General features: G+C 37.1%; 15 protein-coding genes. 6 read left to right on the top strand and 9 right to left on the bottom strand.

Annotated elements, in window-relative coordinates:
• Positions 1–8: 8 nt before the first annotated feature.
• Positions 9–380: a ribosome silencing factor gene (gene rsfS / locus I6U50_RS08045; protein WP_193711044.1), complete on the bottom strand. Its 372-nt coding sequence runs from the start codon at positions 378–380 to the stop codon at positions 9–11.
• 95 nt (positions 381–475) lie between these two features.
• On the opposite strand from rsfS, the gene I6U50_RS08040 reads away from it, so the two are divergent.
• The gene (locus I6U50_RS08040; protein WP_198638463.1) at positions 476–1207 is read left to right on the top strand and encodes a biotin--[acetyl-CoA-carboxylase] ligase; all 732 of its coding nucleotides are present in this window, start codon (positions 476–478) and stop codon (positions 1205–1207) included.
• 160 nt (positions 1208–1367) lie between these two features.
• Here the strand turns inward: I6U50_RS08040 and I6U50_RS08035 are convergent, their stop codons facing one another.
• Positions 1368–1760 carry an SRPBCC domain-containing protein gene (locus I6U50_RS08035; protein WP_198638462.1) on the bottom strand — a complete coding sequence of 131 codons (393 nt, stop codon included), beginning with the start codon at positions 1758–1760 and terminating at the stop codon, positions 1368–1370.
• 72 nt (positions 1761–1832) lie between these two features.
• The gene (pyrE, locus tag I6U50_RS08030; RefSeq protein WP_198629242.1) at positions 1833–2474 is read right to left on the bottom strand and encodes an orotate phosphoribosyltransferase; all 642 of its coding nucleotides are present in this window, start codon (positions 2472–2474) and stop codon (positions 1833–1835) included.
• Between the two features lie 7 nt (positions 2475–2481).
• On the opposite strand from pyrE, the gene I6U50_RS08025 reads away from it, so the two are divergent.
• Positions 2482–3105 (top strand): NUDIX hydrolase, encoded by a 624-nt coding sequence (locus I6U50_RS08025; RefSeq protein ID WP_198638461.1) that lies wholly within the window; start codon positions 2482–2484, stop codon positions 3103–3105.
• On the opposite strand, the gene I6U50_RS08020 is transcribed toward I6U50_RS08025, so the two are convergent.
• Positions 3073–4824, bottom strand: coding sequence for a M14 family metallopeptidase (locus tag I6U50_RS08020; RefSeq protein WP_198638460.1), 1752 nt, complete (start codon positions 4822–4824; stop codon positions 3073–3075). The two genes, I6U50_RS08025 and I6U50_RS08020, sit on opposite strands and share 33 nt — an antisense overlap.
• 304 nt (positions 4825–5128) lie before the next feature.
• Between I6U50_RS08020 and I6U50_RS08015 the strand changes: the two genes are divergently transcribed.
• On the top strand, positions 5129–7417 hold the full coding sequence (locus I6U50_RS08015) for a TonB-dependent receptor family protein (protein WP_317192020.1): 2289 nt from the start codon (positions 5129–5131) through the stop codon (positions 7415–7417).
• Positions 7418–7511: 94 nt separating this feature from the next.
• Here I6U50_RS08015 and coaD read toward each other — a convergent pair whose 3' ends face one another.
• The gene (coaD, locus tag I6U50_RS08010; protein WP_198638459.1) at positions 7512–7970 is read right to left on the bottom strand and encodes a pantetheine-phosphate adenylyltransferase; all 459 of its coding nucleotides are present in this window, start codon (positions 7968–7970) and stop codon (positions 7512–7514) included.
• A gap of 270 nt (positions 7971–8240) precedes the next feature.
• Positions 8241–9221 carry a D-alanine--D-alanine ligase gene (locus I6U50_RS08005; RefSeq protein WP_198638458.1) on the bottom strand — a complete coding sequence of 327 codons (981 nt, stop codon included), beginning with the start codon at positions 9219–9221 and terminating at the stop codon, positions 8241–8243.
• A gap of 197 nt (positions 9222–9418) precedes the next feature.
• On the opposite strand from I6U50_RS08005, the gene I6U50_RS08000 reads away from it, so the two are divergent.
• Together I6U50_RS08000 and I6U50_RS07995 are read left to right on the top strand one after the other, a co-directional pair.
• On the top strand, positions 9419–10033 hold the full coding sequence (locus tag I6U50_RS08000; protein WP_198638457.1) for a PASTA domain-containing protein: 615 nt from the start codon (positions 9419–9421) through the stop codon (positions 10031–10033).
• A complete protein-coding gene (locus tag I6U50_RS07995) occupies positions 10033–11079 on the top strand; it encodes an RluA family pseudouridine synthase (protein WP_198638456.1) in 1047 nt (348 codons plus the stop codon). Before I6U50_RS08000 ends, I6U50_RS07995 begins: the two co-directional genes overlap by 1 nt.
• A gap of 219 nt (positions 11080–11298) precedes the next feature.
• Here the strand turns inward: I6U50_RS07995 and I6U50_RS07990 are convergent, their stop codons facing one another.
• The 3 genes from I6U50_RS07990 to I6U50_RS07980 all read right to left on the bottom strand — a co-directional run bounded on the left by I6U50_RS07990 (position 11299) and on the right by I6U50_RS07980 (position 12888).
• The gene (locus tag I6U50_RS07990) at positions 11299–11547 is read right to left on the bottom strand and encodes a hypothetical protein (RefSeq protein WP_193711031.1); all 249 of its coding nucleotides are present in this window, start codon (positions 11545–11547) and stop codon (positions 11299–11301) included.
• 76 nt (positions 11548–11623) lie between these two features.
• Positions 11624–11920, bottom strand: coding sequence for a TIGR03643 family protein (locus I6U50_RS07985; RefSeq protein ID WP_198638455.1), 297 nt, complete (start codon positions 11918–11920; stop codon positions 11624–11626).
• Between the two features lie 197 nt (positions 11921–12117).
• Positions 12118–12888 (bottom strand): HNH endonuclease, encoded by a 771-nt coding sequence (locus tag I6U50_RS07980; RefSeq protein WP_198638454.1) that lies wholly within the window; start codon positions 12886–12888, stop codon positions 12118–12120.
• A gap of 405 nt (positions 12889–13293) precedes the next feature.
• On the opposite strand from I6U50_RS07980, the gene yaaA reads away from it, so the two are divergent.
• Complete coding sequence (gene yaaA, locus I6U50_RS07975) at positions 13294–14055, top strand: peroxide stress protein YaaA (RefSeq protein WP_198638453.1); 762 nt, start codon at positions 13294–13296, stop codon at positions 14053–14055.
• Positions 14056–14394 lie beyond the last annotated feature (339 nt).

Genomic DNA, 14394 nt, shown 5'->3' with positions numbered 1-14394 from the left:
TTAGATAATTAATAATTTGTTTCTATGGAAGTGATTTTTGCATCCCCCCAAAGGCTTTCAATATCGTAAAACTCTCTGATATGTTTTTGGAAAACGTGTACAACTACGTTCACATAGTCTAAAAGTACCCATTCGGCATTTTCTCCACCTTCTATGTGCCAGGGTTTATCTTTAAGAGCTTTACTTACAGTTTTTTGAACGGAATTCACTATGGCGTTTACCTGTGTGTTGGAAGTACCATTACAAATTATAAAATAATCACAAACGGTGTTTTCAATTTGTCTAAGGTCCAGAATATCAATGTCGTTACCTTTTACGTCTTCAATTCCTTTAATTATATGTGCAATAAGTTGATCGTTGTTCGGTGCTTTGTTTGCCATTAAAATTAATTATTTTCGCAAAGTTATTACTTTTTGGCTGTTAATGGGTGTTGTTTACATAACATTTAACGCCTGTTTTATTTCTATTTACTATTATGCGTATAATCAAAGTTAATGCCACCAATTCTACCAACGAATTTGCCCGGGAACTTTATCGCGGAAATACTTCATTTAAGCCGGTATGTGTAGTAGCTCACGAGCAAACTAGAGGCCGGGGGCAAAGGGGTGCCGGTTGGCATTCTAATGCAGGTGAAAACCTAACCTTTAGCGTACTATACCCAAAAATTAAGGTACATATAAACCATCAATTTTTGATGAGCGCTACGGTTTCTTTGGCCATTCTTAAAGTGCTTCAGGAATTTAATGTTCCCGCTTTAAAGGTGAAATGGCCTAACGACATATTGTCAGAACGCTATAAAATAAGCGGAATTCTTATCGAAAATATTCTAAAAAACAATGAAATTGCAGCTTCGGTAATCGGGGTAGGCCTTAATGTAAATCAAATAAATTTTCCCGGTTTGCTACAAGCTTCTTCCCTTAAACTTGTTACCGGAAGTCAATTTAACCTGGACGAATTGCTTAAAAAAATTACTGATGAATTCGAAAAAAAGATTACCGAAATTACTGCATTTGCCGAAACGTCTATTTTAAAAGAGTATACAGAGCATTTATTTAGAAGGGATAAGGTGTCTACTTTTCAGTTACCTGATGCTTCCTTTCTTACCGGTATTATTCGAGGGGTGACAAAGAGTGGAAGGCTAAATATCGAAGTTGAAGACGAAAAGTTTAAAACCTTCGATTTAAAAGAAATTAAACTGATGTATTAAAAAAAGCTGTCTGAAAAGTTCTTAAAATCGTCATCCTGAATTTATTTCAGAGCCTGCCCCGATTCTTTATCGGGGATCTAAAAAAATGATAATCAAAACACCTTAGAAGCTGAAACAAGTTCATCTTGATGAGAATAGACTTTTCAAACAGCTTTTTAATTTAAAGTTTGCCAATATTTTCGGCTAGCGTGTTTATAAATTTGGTTAATGGCTTTTTAACCATCATTGCCATCATTGCATTAAATTCACCGCTGAATTCCATCTGTACTTCGCTCTGATTTTCGTTTAAAGCCGAAATATGCGCTTTTAATTTAAAATCAAATTTATCTGAAGTGGAGCCCAATACCACCAATTCTGGTTTCCGGGTTTCCTGGATTTCCAATTTTATAACAGGCATACCTTTAAGTCCGAAAACAAAGGTTTTTTCATCTCTTACTTCAAAAACTTCTTTGTTTTCGGGCATTAACTGTTCGTAATTTTTAGGGTTAATCAAAAATTCGAACATTTCCTGCTCACTTTTATTAGCAGTTACTTTTGGGCTTTCTATATGCATCTTGTCTATATATCTTTAAAGAAACTTATTTTCAGATAGTACAGGTTGTATTCTATACTTTCTGTAACCAAATTATTTTTTCCAGTTAGCCGGATCCTGTCGCCACTCTCTTAAAAGATCGGCTTCAGCAGCATTTATATAATTGGTCCTCTGTGCAGTTTCAAGAAGAAAATCGTAGTCGCTAAGGGTATGAAGCTCTATTCCTGCTTTTTCAAAATTCTCATCGGCAGTTTTAAAGCCATAAGTAAAGATGGCCAGCATTCCTTTTACGTTTGCATTGGCTTCTTTTAATGCTTTCACTGCGTTAAGGCTGCTGTTTCCTGTGCTAATTAAATCTTCTATTACCACAACGCTCTGGCCTTCGGTTAGGTTTCCTTCTATTTGATTTTTTCTTCCGTGGCTTTTGGCTTCCGGCCTAACATAAATAAACGGGAGACTCAAAATTTCAGCTACCAGCATACCAATTCCAATAGCACCGGTGGCAACCGCGGCTATAACATCGGGTTTTCCATATAGCTCTTCAACCTGCCTTGCAAATTGTTCCCTTATATGGTTTCTAATAGGAGGATAAGATAATACTATTCTGTTATCGCAATAAATTGGCGATTTCCAACCACTGGCCCAGGTAAAAGGTTCTTGTGCATCTAATTTTATTGCTTTAATTTGCAATAGCAGTTCAGCGGTTGTTCTGGCTGTTTCTTTATTTAAAATCATGCTGCAAATGTATAAAGTTTTTGTTAATGATATTCCCCTAATTTTATCTACAAAGAAAGATTTTGGAGAAAATTACGTGTCTTTACCTATTAAGAAGGTTAGAATCAAACGAATAATAAAAAAAATTAGTAAAGGAGAATTGCTCTACGTAAACCTTTACCACGAAAAGGAAGAAAAGCTTTTAAAGCATTTGTTTAAAAAATTACGCGTGGTTACAGCAGCGGGGGGAATGGTTTTTAATGATAAAGACGAAATTTTATTTATTTATCGCAAAAAGCGTTGGGATTTGCCAAAAGGTAAAACCGAAAAAAACGAAACTATTGAAGCCTCTGCCATAAGAGAGGTAGAGGAAGAAACAGGGGTTGAAGGTTTAAAAGTCACTAAGTTTTTACAAAAAACCTATCACATTTTTAAACGAAAGGGGCGTTTTAGGCTAAAGGTTACTTACTGGTATGAGATGCGCACTTCTTATGAGGGGGATTTACGCCCCGAAACTAAAGAGGGTATAGAAAAAGCTAAATGGAAAAACCTGAAGAAAAGTCAAAAGGCCCTTCAAAAATCCTATGCCAATATTAAACTTCTTTTTACCGATGAATATCTAACGAGGAACTCTAAAGATAGGGTAGCGTAAGTGCGCCTCTTCATAATGTTTGGATTGTTTGTGCAACCAATCTAATTGGTTGTACCAACTATTTGCAAATTCGGCCTCATTATTTTTCTTTGCTTCGAAGGCGTCTTTTAATTCGGGATTATCTTCTAGCATTTTTTTAGCGATATCCTCAAAAACATAGGGAGAGAAGCCTTCCTTTTGCTGAAGAACGCTGTCAAAGAAATTCCAGTTAAAGAAAGAATCTGAAGCTTCAGGTTCTAAAGTTTCAATTAAATAGCGCACTCCATCCTGAAAGGTCTTAACCATAAAATCTCCTTTTCTAAATTTGATAGAATCCATTTTTTTGGAAACCCTGGTTTCGCTATGGGTATAATGGCCCTCGTAGGCATTATCCCTTGTTTTAAAATCTTCTATTCTATAAGTTTCAACATATAGCGTGGTGTCCCGGGCTAAGGGTTCCAGTTTTATATTGTTTAGTTTTAGTAGCTCGGTAATTTGCCACCAACCCTGTGGAATAATATATGCCCTGGGAATTTCGATAGTATCTTGTGCAATAAAATTATTATAATAGTCTATTTCTTTGGTAAATGGCTTTTCTGTATCAAATTTTAAACGTTCATCACCGGTTATTTCACTCGCAATCATGTTGCCTTCATAACCTTTAAAATTTCTTTTGGTGGGATTTTCATAATCTGGTGTATAATTAATGGGATACCAGCGGTCTGTCAGGTATTTTCTCGATGCTCTTTTACGAATGTCTTTCATGCGTTCCCTATTGGCTTCTGCAATGCCTATCATACTGTGCATAAGCTCGTAGGTACCTTTTACCCTTTTTGGATAGGGCTTAAGCATATGGGTTTCAATCATCATTCCAATGGTGTTCCAAAGGCTGGTATAGCCAGTAGAATACCTGGGAAGGTCGTTAAATTGCGTAAAACCATCATCAGGCACTTTATTAAATACATTTACATAGGGCGTAATGTCCCAGTCTTTTTTCGCAAGTGAATCTTCCAACTGTGGTATAATTTGCTCATCTAAATAAGCGCCCAGTTCACCCCCTAGTTTATTGTGTTGGGTAAACAAGTGGGTTAATGTATACTGGTAATCGGCACCATTGCTAACGTGATTATCAATAAAGATATCGGGTTTCACGTGATGAAAAATCTTATAAAAACTCCGGGCATTACGCGTGTCGGCTTTTATAAAATCCCTGTTTAGATCATAATTTCTGGCATTTCCTCTAAAACCGTATGCTGCAGGCCCATTTTGATTTGTACGGCTATGGGAGTTTCTATTTAATGCACCTCCAACATTATATACAGGAATTGTGGCTAAAACTGTATTTTTCGGTGCTGTAATAGAATCTCCTGCCAAATCTCTAAAAAGCATCATAGTAGCATCAATACCGTCACTTTCGCCCGGGTGTATGCCGTTATTTATAAGAATAATGCTGTTTTTATCTCTTAGTTTTTCAAAATCAAAATCTTCAGCAGGGCTGTAAATTGCAAGATGAAGCGGTTTTCCGCTATCGGTTTCTCCAAATTCTTCCAGGCTCACTTTGCCGGAACTTTCTGCCAACTCGCTATAGAAATCTATAACTTCGGCATAAGTAGCGGTTTCTTTTCCATCACTTTTTTCAAAACGGGTTTCAAAATCATAATCGGTAACCAGTTGGTATTTCTCGAAGTCACAAGATGTAAGTGAAATCAGACATAAAAGTAAAAGGAGATATTTTTTCATAGTATCCTAAGAAATTGGAGGGGTAAAATTAACTAAAACCCGTCTAGCCACCAAACAAGCTATACTAATTAGTACTTGTTAAAGTAAACCTAATCTGTTTTAAAAACTTTTTGTCTACTATTATTAAAAGTAATTTTATTTGCTAATTAATGATAAAGGCTGTTATATAATTTTCAATTTTGTAAACTAAGACAGTCAGGTTAACTTTCTCGCGGCAAGTAAACGGGGTATTAAACAGAAAATTTTTGGATTTCGAGGTGGTTATAAGGCCTTACATCTCAATTATTGCGTAAAAATTAAAATAGTGGATAAAAAATTACTGGCACTGCTGTGTTTTTTCTTTTTAAACAAGCTGTTCTCACAGGAAAATCAATTTAAAATATTAACACTAAATACTGAGCAGGTGGTTAGGGAAGCCCGTATTTTTAATGCTTCAGGGCTTGTGGCTGTCTCAGATGAATATGGGATTTTTGAGCTGAACTCCCGGGAATTGCCGGGAAATTTTACTATATCGGCCATTGGGTATAAAAGTTCACAGTTCTTTTTGCAGGCTTCCAAAGAAATTCAGCAACTTTATTTAAGTCCTGGGTCAGAAAGCCTTTCAGAAGTGGTGGTGCGAAGTACCAATATTCCTAAAAGTCTTAAAAACGTTCCGGCTTCTGTGAATCTGGTGACTCAAACAGATTTTAAACGAACCGATGCTACAAATGTGCTGGAAACATTTAACACTGTACCTGGACTATTTGTAAATCAGGGAGCTTTAAATACCAATAAAATAAATATCCGTGGAATTGGCGCTCGTTCGCAGTATAGCACGAATAGGATTCAGGCATATTTTGAAGGAATTCCGCTTACCACGGCCGAAGGGGAGTTAACCTTAGACGACTTTGACCAGGAAAGCCTTGATAGAATTGAAGTTATTAAAGGGCCAACCTCCAGTATTTATGGAGCGGGTTTAGGGGGATCTATTAACTTGTATGCTAAACAATCTAAACAAGAGGAAGCCCAACTTACGGCCAAAACGCAATTTGGCAGTTTTAATACCAGAAAACAGGTTTATCAGGCCTCCAATACCACTAAAGAATCTTCAATTTTTGGAACCTTTACATACTTAACAAGTAATGGATACCGCGACAACGGAAATTACGATCGGAAATCAGTTTTGGTGAATGGAAGTCTGAAAACCAGCCAAAATGGTAGTTTATCTTATTTAGCCAATTTCACCCGATTAAAAGCTTTTATTCCCAGTTCATTGAACGAAGAAGACCTAAGAAATGATCCTGAAAAAGCTGCATTTACCTGGGGGCAGGCCAGGGGGTACGAGTCTTACGATAAAGGTATGCTGGGTGGTTCTTATACACATGCCCTTTTCGATGATTTTAGCAATACAACCAGCATATTTTTAAGTTTTAGAGATGCTTATGAACCGCGCCCTTTTAATATTCTAAAGGAAGAGCGTGTTTCGGCAGGGGTTAGAACAAAATTTAATTTAAATACCCGGGTTTTCGAATTGCCTTCTGTAATTAGTTTTGGAGCCGAATATTATAACGAATGGTACGAAACAGGTACTTTTCAGAATCGATATGAGGATTTTCCCGGGAATGGAAGTGTGTTAGGGGAGCGCTTAAGCAATAATGAGCAGGATAGAAATTATGCTAATTTTTTTGCCCAGCTTAATCTTGAGATTACTGAAAAATGGAACCTGGAAGCCGGGTTTAATATCAATAATACAACTTACAATTTAACCGATCTTTTTGTGCAAGATGAGATAGATCAAACCGGCGAATATAGTTTTGATATAGTAGTTTCTCCAAGAATAGGTGCTACGTATAAAGTAGCCGAAGGTAAAAACATCTATGCCTCTGTAAGCCATGGGTTTTCAATCCCAACAGTTGCCGAGACTTTGACACCTGATGGGCAGATAAACACTAATCTCAAGCCCGAAACCGGATTAAATTATGAGCTTGGTTTTAAAGGAAACTGGCTCCAAAATAAATTGTATACCGAAGTCGCGGTATTTTCAATTCAAATAGAGAATTTATTAGTGGCACAAAGAGTGGCCGAAGATCAATATGTGGGGGTTAATGCTGGAAAAACCAATCATAATGGATTGGAATTTCTTAGCAATTATCGTTTTCTGGTAGGTGGAGATATTTCAGTAAAACCCTATGTTAATGGGGCTATTAACTTCTTTGAATTTGATGAGTTTGTGAATAATGATGAAGATTTCTCCGGAAATAAGCTCCCCGGGGTTCCTAAATATACGCTAAACCTGGGAGTGGATGTTCAAAGTGATTCAGGTTTTGAATTTTTCGGAAACTATAGAAATGTTGGGGAAATTCCGCTAGATGATGCAAATTCGGGTTACACCAATCAATATAGCCTGTTGAATTTTAAAGCGGGATATACTTTTAAATTGTTTCAGGCATTAAACCTGAACTTCTACGGAGGTGTGAACAATGCTTTAGATAAAAATTATGCAGCGAGTATTGTAACCAATGCTGTTGGATTTGGAGGCGCTTCACCACGTTATTTTTATCCCGGAAATCCCAGAAATTATTACGGCGGACTTCAACTGAATTATATTTTTTAAGATTTCGGGAGTATTTTTGCCACGAATGCACCAATAATTTTTTCAGAGCTATGAAATCTTCATTTGGAGCTTGTCCTGAATTCACTTCGGGAGGTTAGGGTGCTACCCTCACCACATTGGGCACCATAAACTCATAATTTCCTTTATTACGAATTACATCCCGAACTACGGTAGAAGAAATATGGCTTTTACCGGAAGAGGTTATAAAAAACAAGGTATCTATACCACTCATTTTATAATTGGTTTGTCCAATGGCTTTTTCAAATTCCAAATCTTGCGCATTTCGTAAGCCTCGTAGCAAAAAACCGGCATCCTGTTCTTTACAGAAATCTACGGTAAGTCCTTTATAAGTGGTCACTTTTATTTTAGATTCATCTTTAAAAGTTTCCTTTAAAAAATGCAGCCGCTCTTCCAGGGAAAACATATACTTTTTGTTAGAATTTGTGCCAATGGCCAGAATAACTTCATCAAAAAGCGGCAAAGCCCTTTCAATTATATCGGTATGGCCTAAAGTAATAGGGTCAAAAGATCCCGGAAAAACTGCTTTTTTCATAAAAAATGATTTTGTCTTTTCCGTGAAGACGGAATACCAATTAGTCATTTCCGCATAAGCGGAAATTCAAATTTAATCATTTCAGGTAAAAGGAAAAAGAAACCCCTCCGCCTATCGGCACCTCCCCTTTTTTTAAAGGGGAGGAACTTTTAAGAGTATTAAATAATTATATAAGAATCACATCCGCTTCTATTTTTAATGGAAACTTTCTGAATTTATAAAGGCTCGAATTCCCTCCTTTGGAGCCTGTCCCGAATTTACTTCGGGAGGCTACCGTAATTTTAAAGCCGTCTCGATTGCGCTGCCAAAAAGTTCACTTAAACTTATTTCTGCAGCTGCGGCCTGTTTGGGTAAAATACTGGCTGCACTTAATCCCGGGGTGGTATTCATTTCAATAAAATGAGGTTCCCCGTTATGGAAAATAAATTCCGACCTTGTAAATCCGCGCATTTTTAGTTTTTTATAGATCAGCTTAGCGATTTCCTGCACCTGTTTGGTTTTTTCTTCCGAAATATTGGCAGGTGTAATCTCCTGTGATTTTCCTAAATATTTAGCTTCATAGTCAAAGAATTCGTTTTCAGAAATAATTTCGGTAACAGGCAGGGCTTTTACTTTTCCTTTGTAGGTAATTACGCCAACAGAAACCTCGGTGCCATCCAGAAAAGATTCAATTATCACCTCGTCATCTTCTTTAAAGCCATTTTTAGTGGCAGGAAGCAATTCTTCTTCAGTTTTTACTTTAGTGATTCCAAAGCTGCTACCGGCCCGATTGGCTTTTACAAAACAGGGTAAACCAACTCTGGCTAGAATTTCTTCGGTATTTACTTTATCTTCCTTATTCAAAAAATAATTTACTGCCGACTTTATTCCGTAAGCTTTTAAAACGCTTATTAGATCACGCTTGTTAAAAGTTAAAGCAGCCTGGTAATAACCACATGTAGTTTGCGGAATTCCAATTAACTCCAGGTAGGCCTGTAACAATCCGTTTTCGCCGGGTGTGCCGTGAATGGTATTAAAAACACAGTCGAAAGAAATGGTCTTTCCGGCTATTTTTACGGTAAAATCGTTTTTATTAATCGGGTAGGGAGTATCATCATCAGCCACTACAAACCATTCTTTTTGTAAAATATGTACCCGGTAAGGTTCATATAAATCGCGGTTTAAATTTTTGTAAACCATATTTCCACTATTAATAGAGATTCTATACTCACTGGAATAGCCGCCCATGGCAATGGCAATTTTTTTCTTCATTTTTCCGTTATCAGTTGTCAGTTATCTGTTTTTAGCGAACAATTATCAGTTGTTGGATCTCAGTTCTCGGTATTTGGGCCGGTTTTGTTGGTTTCTGATAACTCATAACCCAAAACTCATAACTGATATCACAAATCTACAAACAATCTGCCACCAAAAGCAGGGGTTTTATATCTTTGCTGCTTAGAAACAAATGTATGGGATTCTTTAAATTTATTTTTAGTAAAACTTTTTTAATTCAGCTAATCATTGCCGCTATTTTAGTAATTGTCATTGCTTTTTTGGCTTTAAAATGGCTTGATTATTCTACCAACCAGGATCAGCGTATCGCTGTGCCAGATCTGGCAAAGCAGTCTTTAGATGAAGTAGAAGATAAACTGGCAGCCCAAAATTTAAGATTTGAGATTATGGATTCTGCGAATTTTAATCCCGATTTTCCGCGTTATTCGGTGATAGAACAAGTGCCGGAAGCAGGGCAATTTGTAAAAGAAAATAGAAAAATATACCTTACTTTAAATCCCTCAGGTTATAGAAAAGTAATGATCCCTGATTTGATAAGAAAAACGCGAAGACAGGCCGAACCTACTTTAAGGTCTTTGGGCTTTGAGATTGGAGACGTTAGTTATAAACCCGATATTGCCGAAGATGCTGTATTAGAACTAAGGCATAAAGGTAAAAAGCTGGAACCTGGAGATGAACTTATGAAAACTTCTACTATAGATTTGGTATTGGGAGATGGTTCTGGAAGGTACCGAATAGGCGAAGATAGGCAGGATAGCACAACTACCGCAGAGGAAGAAATTGAATTTTAATGAAAGAAGAAGATCAAAACGAAATAGACCAACAGGACGAGACTTTATACGAACATCATAAATTTGAAGCCGGTCCCGGTCAAAAACCTTTGCGCGTAGATAAATTCTTAATGAATTTTATTGAAAACGCCACCCGAAATAAAATTCAAAAAGCTGCTAAAACCGGTAATATCTACGTTAACGAAGAACAGGTAAAACAAAATTATAAAGTTAAAGCCGGCGATATAGTGCAGGTAATGTTCGAGCATCCGCCGTATGAGTTTCTACTAACACCGGAAGATATTCCTTTAGATATTGTTTACGAAGACGATACCTTGTTGGTGGTAAATAAACCTGCGGGTATGGTAGTTCATCCCGGCCACGGTAATTATAGCGGAACCCTAATAAATGCCCTGGTATATCATTTTGAAAACCTTCCCAATAACTCCAGCGATCGCCCGGGACTTGTACATAGAATAGACAAAGACACCAGCGGACTCCTGGTAATTGCAAAAACAGAGGAAGCTATGGCGCACCTCTCAAAACAATTTTTTGACAAAACCAGCGAACGCGAATATGTGGCCCTGGTTTGGGGAAATATAGAAGAAGATGAGGGCAGGGTAGAAGGCAATATTGGAAGGCATCCTAAAAACAGGTTACAAAATACCGTTTACGAAGGGGAGGAAGCCGAAAAAGGAAAACCTGCCGTTACCTATTATAAAGTCCTGGAACGTTTTGGTTATGTAACGCTTGTTTCCTGTAAACTGGAAACGGGAAGAACTCACCAGATTAGGGTGCATATGAAGCATATTGGGCATACCCTGTTTAACGACGAACGTTATGGTGGCGATAAGATTTTAAAAGGAACTACATTCAGCAAATACAAGCAATTTGTAGATAATTGCTTTAAAATATTGCCACGCCAGGCCCTACACGCAAAAACCCTGGGCTTTATACATCCAAAAACCGGTGAAGCCATGAGTTTTAATACCCAGATTCCGGAAGATATCCAGGCTTGTGTTGAGAAATGGCGCAACTATGCCAAAAACCAGAAAGAGGTGTTGTAAACCATCTCATTTACTTTTTTAACGTCACCCCGAATTCATTTCGGGGTCTAAATTGTTTTGAAATCGAGAGTATAGGTTGGTAAGAATTTAGATCGTGTTAGATGCTGAAAAAAATCAGCATGACGTGGGTTCGCCTCATGTAGTTTTCGTCACTCCGAATTCATTTCGGGCTCTAAGCTGTTAAGAATTTAAATTGAGCTACGATATATAGAAAACACTTCAATTCAACGAACAATCTACCCGGGTCATCATCTTCCAGGAACATTTAAATGCCGGCGATTTTTTAGTGGAAGAAAGCTTCCGTTTAAACCTGATTTTAATGAATTTCCCACCCGAAATATTAAACTGGTAAGAAGCCGAATTAAGCAGCTGCCCGTTAAAATCAATAATAATTGCACCGGAATTTCTCCATAAAAAACGACCTGTACAGGTTTTTATCGGGTTGGGATATTTAGAAGATCCTTCCATAAAATCAATTTTTGGAAACTATAAGTTACGCAAAAAGATGCTTTTATAAGAAAAACCTGTAAAATTTAACGCAGCTTCAATATTTTTTCTTCGAAATTCTATTCCCGGTAATTTGGCGTTGCGCATTAGATTTAAAGCGTGAGACCTCGTTATCCCGTAGTTTAGCGTGCTTGGTTTTTCTACCCTGCACCCTGGCGCGCCATTTTCTCCAATTACGCGGGTGCATTTCCTCCTGCATAAATTTTATCACATCCTTTTCGGCCAGGCCAAACTGGTATTCAATCGCTTCAAAAGGCGTACGGTCTTCCCAGGCCATAGCAATTACGCGATCCCGCTGCCGCTCGTCTAAGTCAAACTTTTTAGTAATACTCATTTTTTAGCCGAAATTTATGAAAATATGAGCTTTTGTTGGGTTGAACATTGGTGAAGGTTTTTGTAAAAAAGAGGTGGTTTTATAAAAATGAATAGCAGAAAAGGTATAATAATTATTTGGGCGTTCCCCTAACGGGTCGGGCTTTACGTTGCAATCTTTTTGCTCGTACCTCACAAAAAGGATTTCCACTGCAATCCCTAACGCTGGAATTTTTGTTCATTATGGTACTTTAGGAACTCTTCGTCAGGTAAAAATTTAGAAGGTAGAAAAATGTCTTTACCTTCATATTGAAAGAAGTATTTTTCAAGAGTATCAGTTTTCTTTTGATTTAATAGAACCTTGGAGATTTTTATTTTGTACTCTGGAGTGATTGTTATTAAGCCATTTTCGAATGCTTTATCGTGTAGGGCATTAATTGCAATTCCATTTCTAGGATTTAAACGATTTTTCTCGTCAGAGCTCCAGGGTTTTATATGTCCGGCAATAAGCAATTCGGAATTGTTTAATCCAGTAATACAACAAGTGTTATTATAAGACGCCATAACTGAATTGCGAAAGAATGATTGGTTTACTCTTACTTTTACTAGCTGTTCTCTCGTTTTTCCTTCGTGGATATCATCAATATTGATTTGGTTTAGTTCTTCAATGGTTTTTTCTTCAAATTGGGATAATAGTTTTTCACTTTCGAATGATAAATCCTCCAAATTATTATAAAATTCATTCCAAATTAATTTGTCCAATTTACTAGAATTGGAGGCTCCTTTTATTCCTCTTGCCAGTAAACTTGGATCAAGACTAGCGAAATTAACTAATTTATAAGCGATAGAACTGGGCGTTCTGCCAATCAATTCTGCTAAATGAGTTACAGCAGGGTTTGACTTGTGTAATTTGCCAAAAGGTAATTTGAAATAAAGATTTATTGCTAATATCAATTCATTTCTAGCCCAAAGTTTTTGACCTTTTCTCATTAATTTTCAGTTTGAATAACGAATTTATTTAAGCAATATGAAGATAAACATTTATGTATTTGAGTTTCTTCAAATGTATGAGATAAATCTAGTATTATTTCAGTCCTAATCCCACATTTCGGGCAAACTACGGGTTGATTGTTAAAAGTGTAAACTTCTTCAAATTTATTCAAAGTTTTTATTTGTTTTTGGGTTCAAGACCTATTCTGAAGAATAGAAAAAGGGTTTCATTAGTTTGCTCAATTTACCACTTAATTCACAAACCAAAAAGAAAGGTTTTCCGTAAAGCGATCTAAATTTTTAAAAGCCTATAAATCCTGGCTATTCCCATATAAAAAACTAATAAAACGTGGCTTTCCTGTTTTCTATGCTTTCACTTATATTTGAAGTAAAAATCGCATAATTATGAAAATTGTTGTTTCTCCGGCCAAAAGCCTTGATTACGAATCTAAATTACCAACCACCCGGGGCACACAGCCCGCTTTTTTGGAAACTACTGCCAAATTAAACCGCCAGATGAGTAGAATGACCAAAAATGAGATTTCAAAATTAATGAGCATCAGCGATAAGCTGGCCGATCTTAATTATACCCGCTACCAGGATTTTAAAGAAGAACACAATAAAAAGAACTCCCGCCCGGCCGTCTATGCCTTTAACGGCGATGTGTATGCCGGCCTGGATGCCTACAGCATTCCCACCGAAAAGTTAGACCAGTTGCAGGATAGCCTGCGCATCCTTTCCGGACTTTACGGAATATTAAAACCGCTGGACCTTATACAGCCATATCGTTTGGAAATGGGAACATCGGTAGGTATTGAACGTAAAGATAGCCTTTATGAAGTTTGGCAGTCTAAAATCACCGAACTGCTAAATAATGAAATGGAAACAGATGAGCTTTTTATCAACCTGGCGAGTAATGAATATTTTAAAGCCATAGACACCAAAAAGTTAAAGGCTGAGGTAATTTCACCGGTATTTAAAGATTTTAAAAACGGAAAATTAAAAATCATTAGTTTCTACGCCAAAAAAGCCAGAGGAGCCATGGTACGTTATATTATAGATAAAGACGTTCACAACCTGGAAGAACTTAAAGGTTTTGATTATATGGATTACCGATTTAGCGAAGAACATACCGAAAAAGAAAACGAGCCGGTGTTTATTAGGTAGTTTCTTCAGTTTTTCAGTGAGCAGTCTCAGGGGGCGGTAGTATTTAATCGTCATCACGAACGACTGCTGAGTGCGGCGATCTTTTGTTTTAGTTCCCCTGTCATTTCGAGTTTCCGACGCGAGTCGGCAGTATCGAGAAATGCCTGGTAGTTTGTAGTTAAAAGTGAAGCGTTAAAAGGTTAATAGGGAATAGGGAATAGGTAAGAGAAAAGAGACTAGAATAAAGAGGTAGAAGTGAGGAAACCCATAACTGACTAAGACTACAGTCTAATAACTACCGTCTAGAGGGGAGAGTTAAAAGGTTAATAGGGATTAGGGATTAGGGAAAGAGGCAGAAGT

This window comes from Salegentibacter maritimus (assembly GCF_016236975.1).
Classification (GTDB): domain Bacteria; phylum Bacteroidota; class Bacteroidia; order Flavobacteriales; family Flavobacteriaceae; genus Salegentibacter; species Salegentibacter maritimus.
Note: the sequence above shows the minus strand (reverse complement) of the source record. Positions and strands in the feature narration are given on the sequence as shown.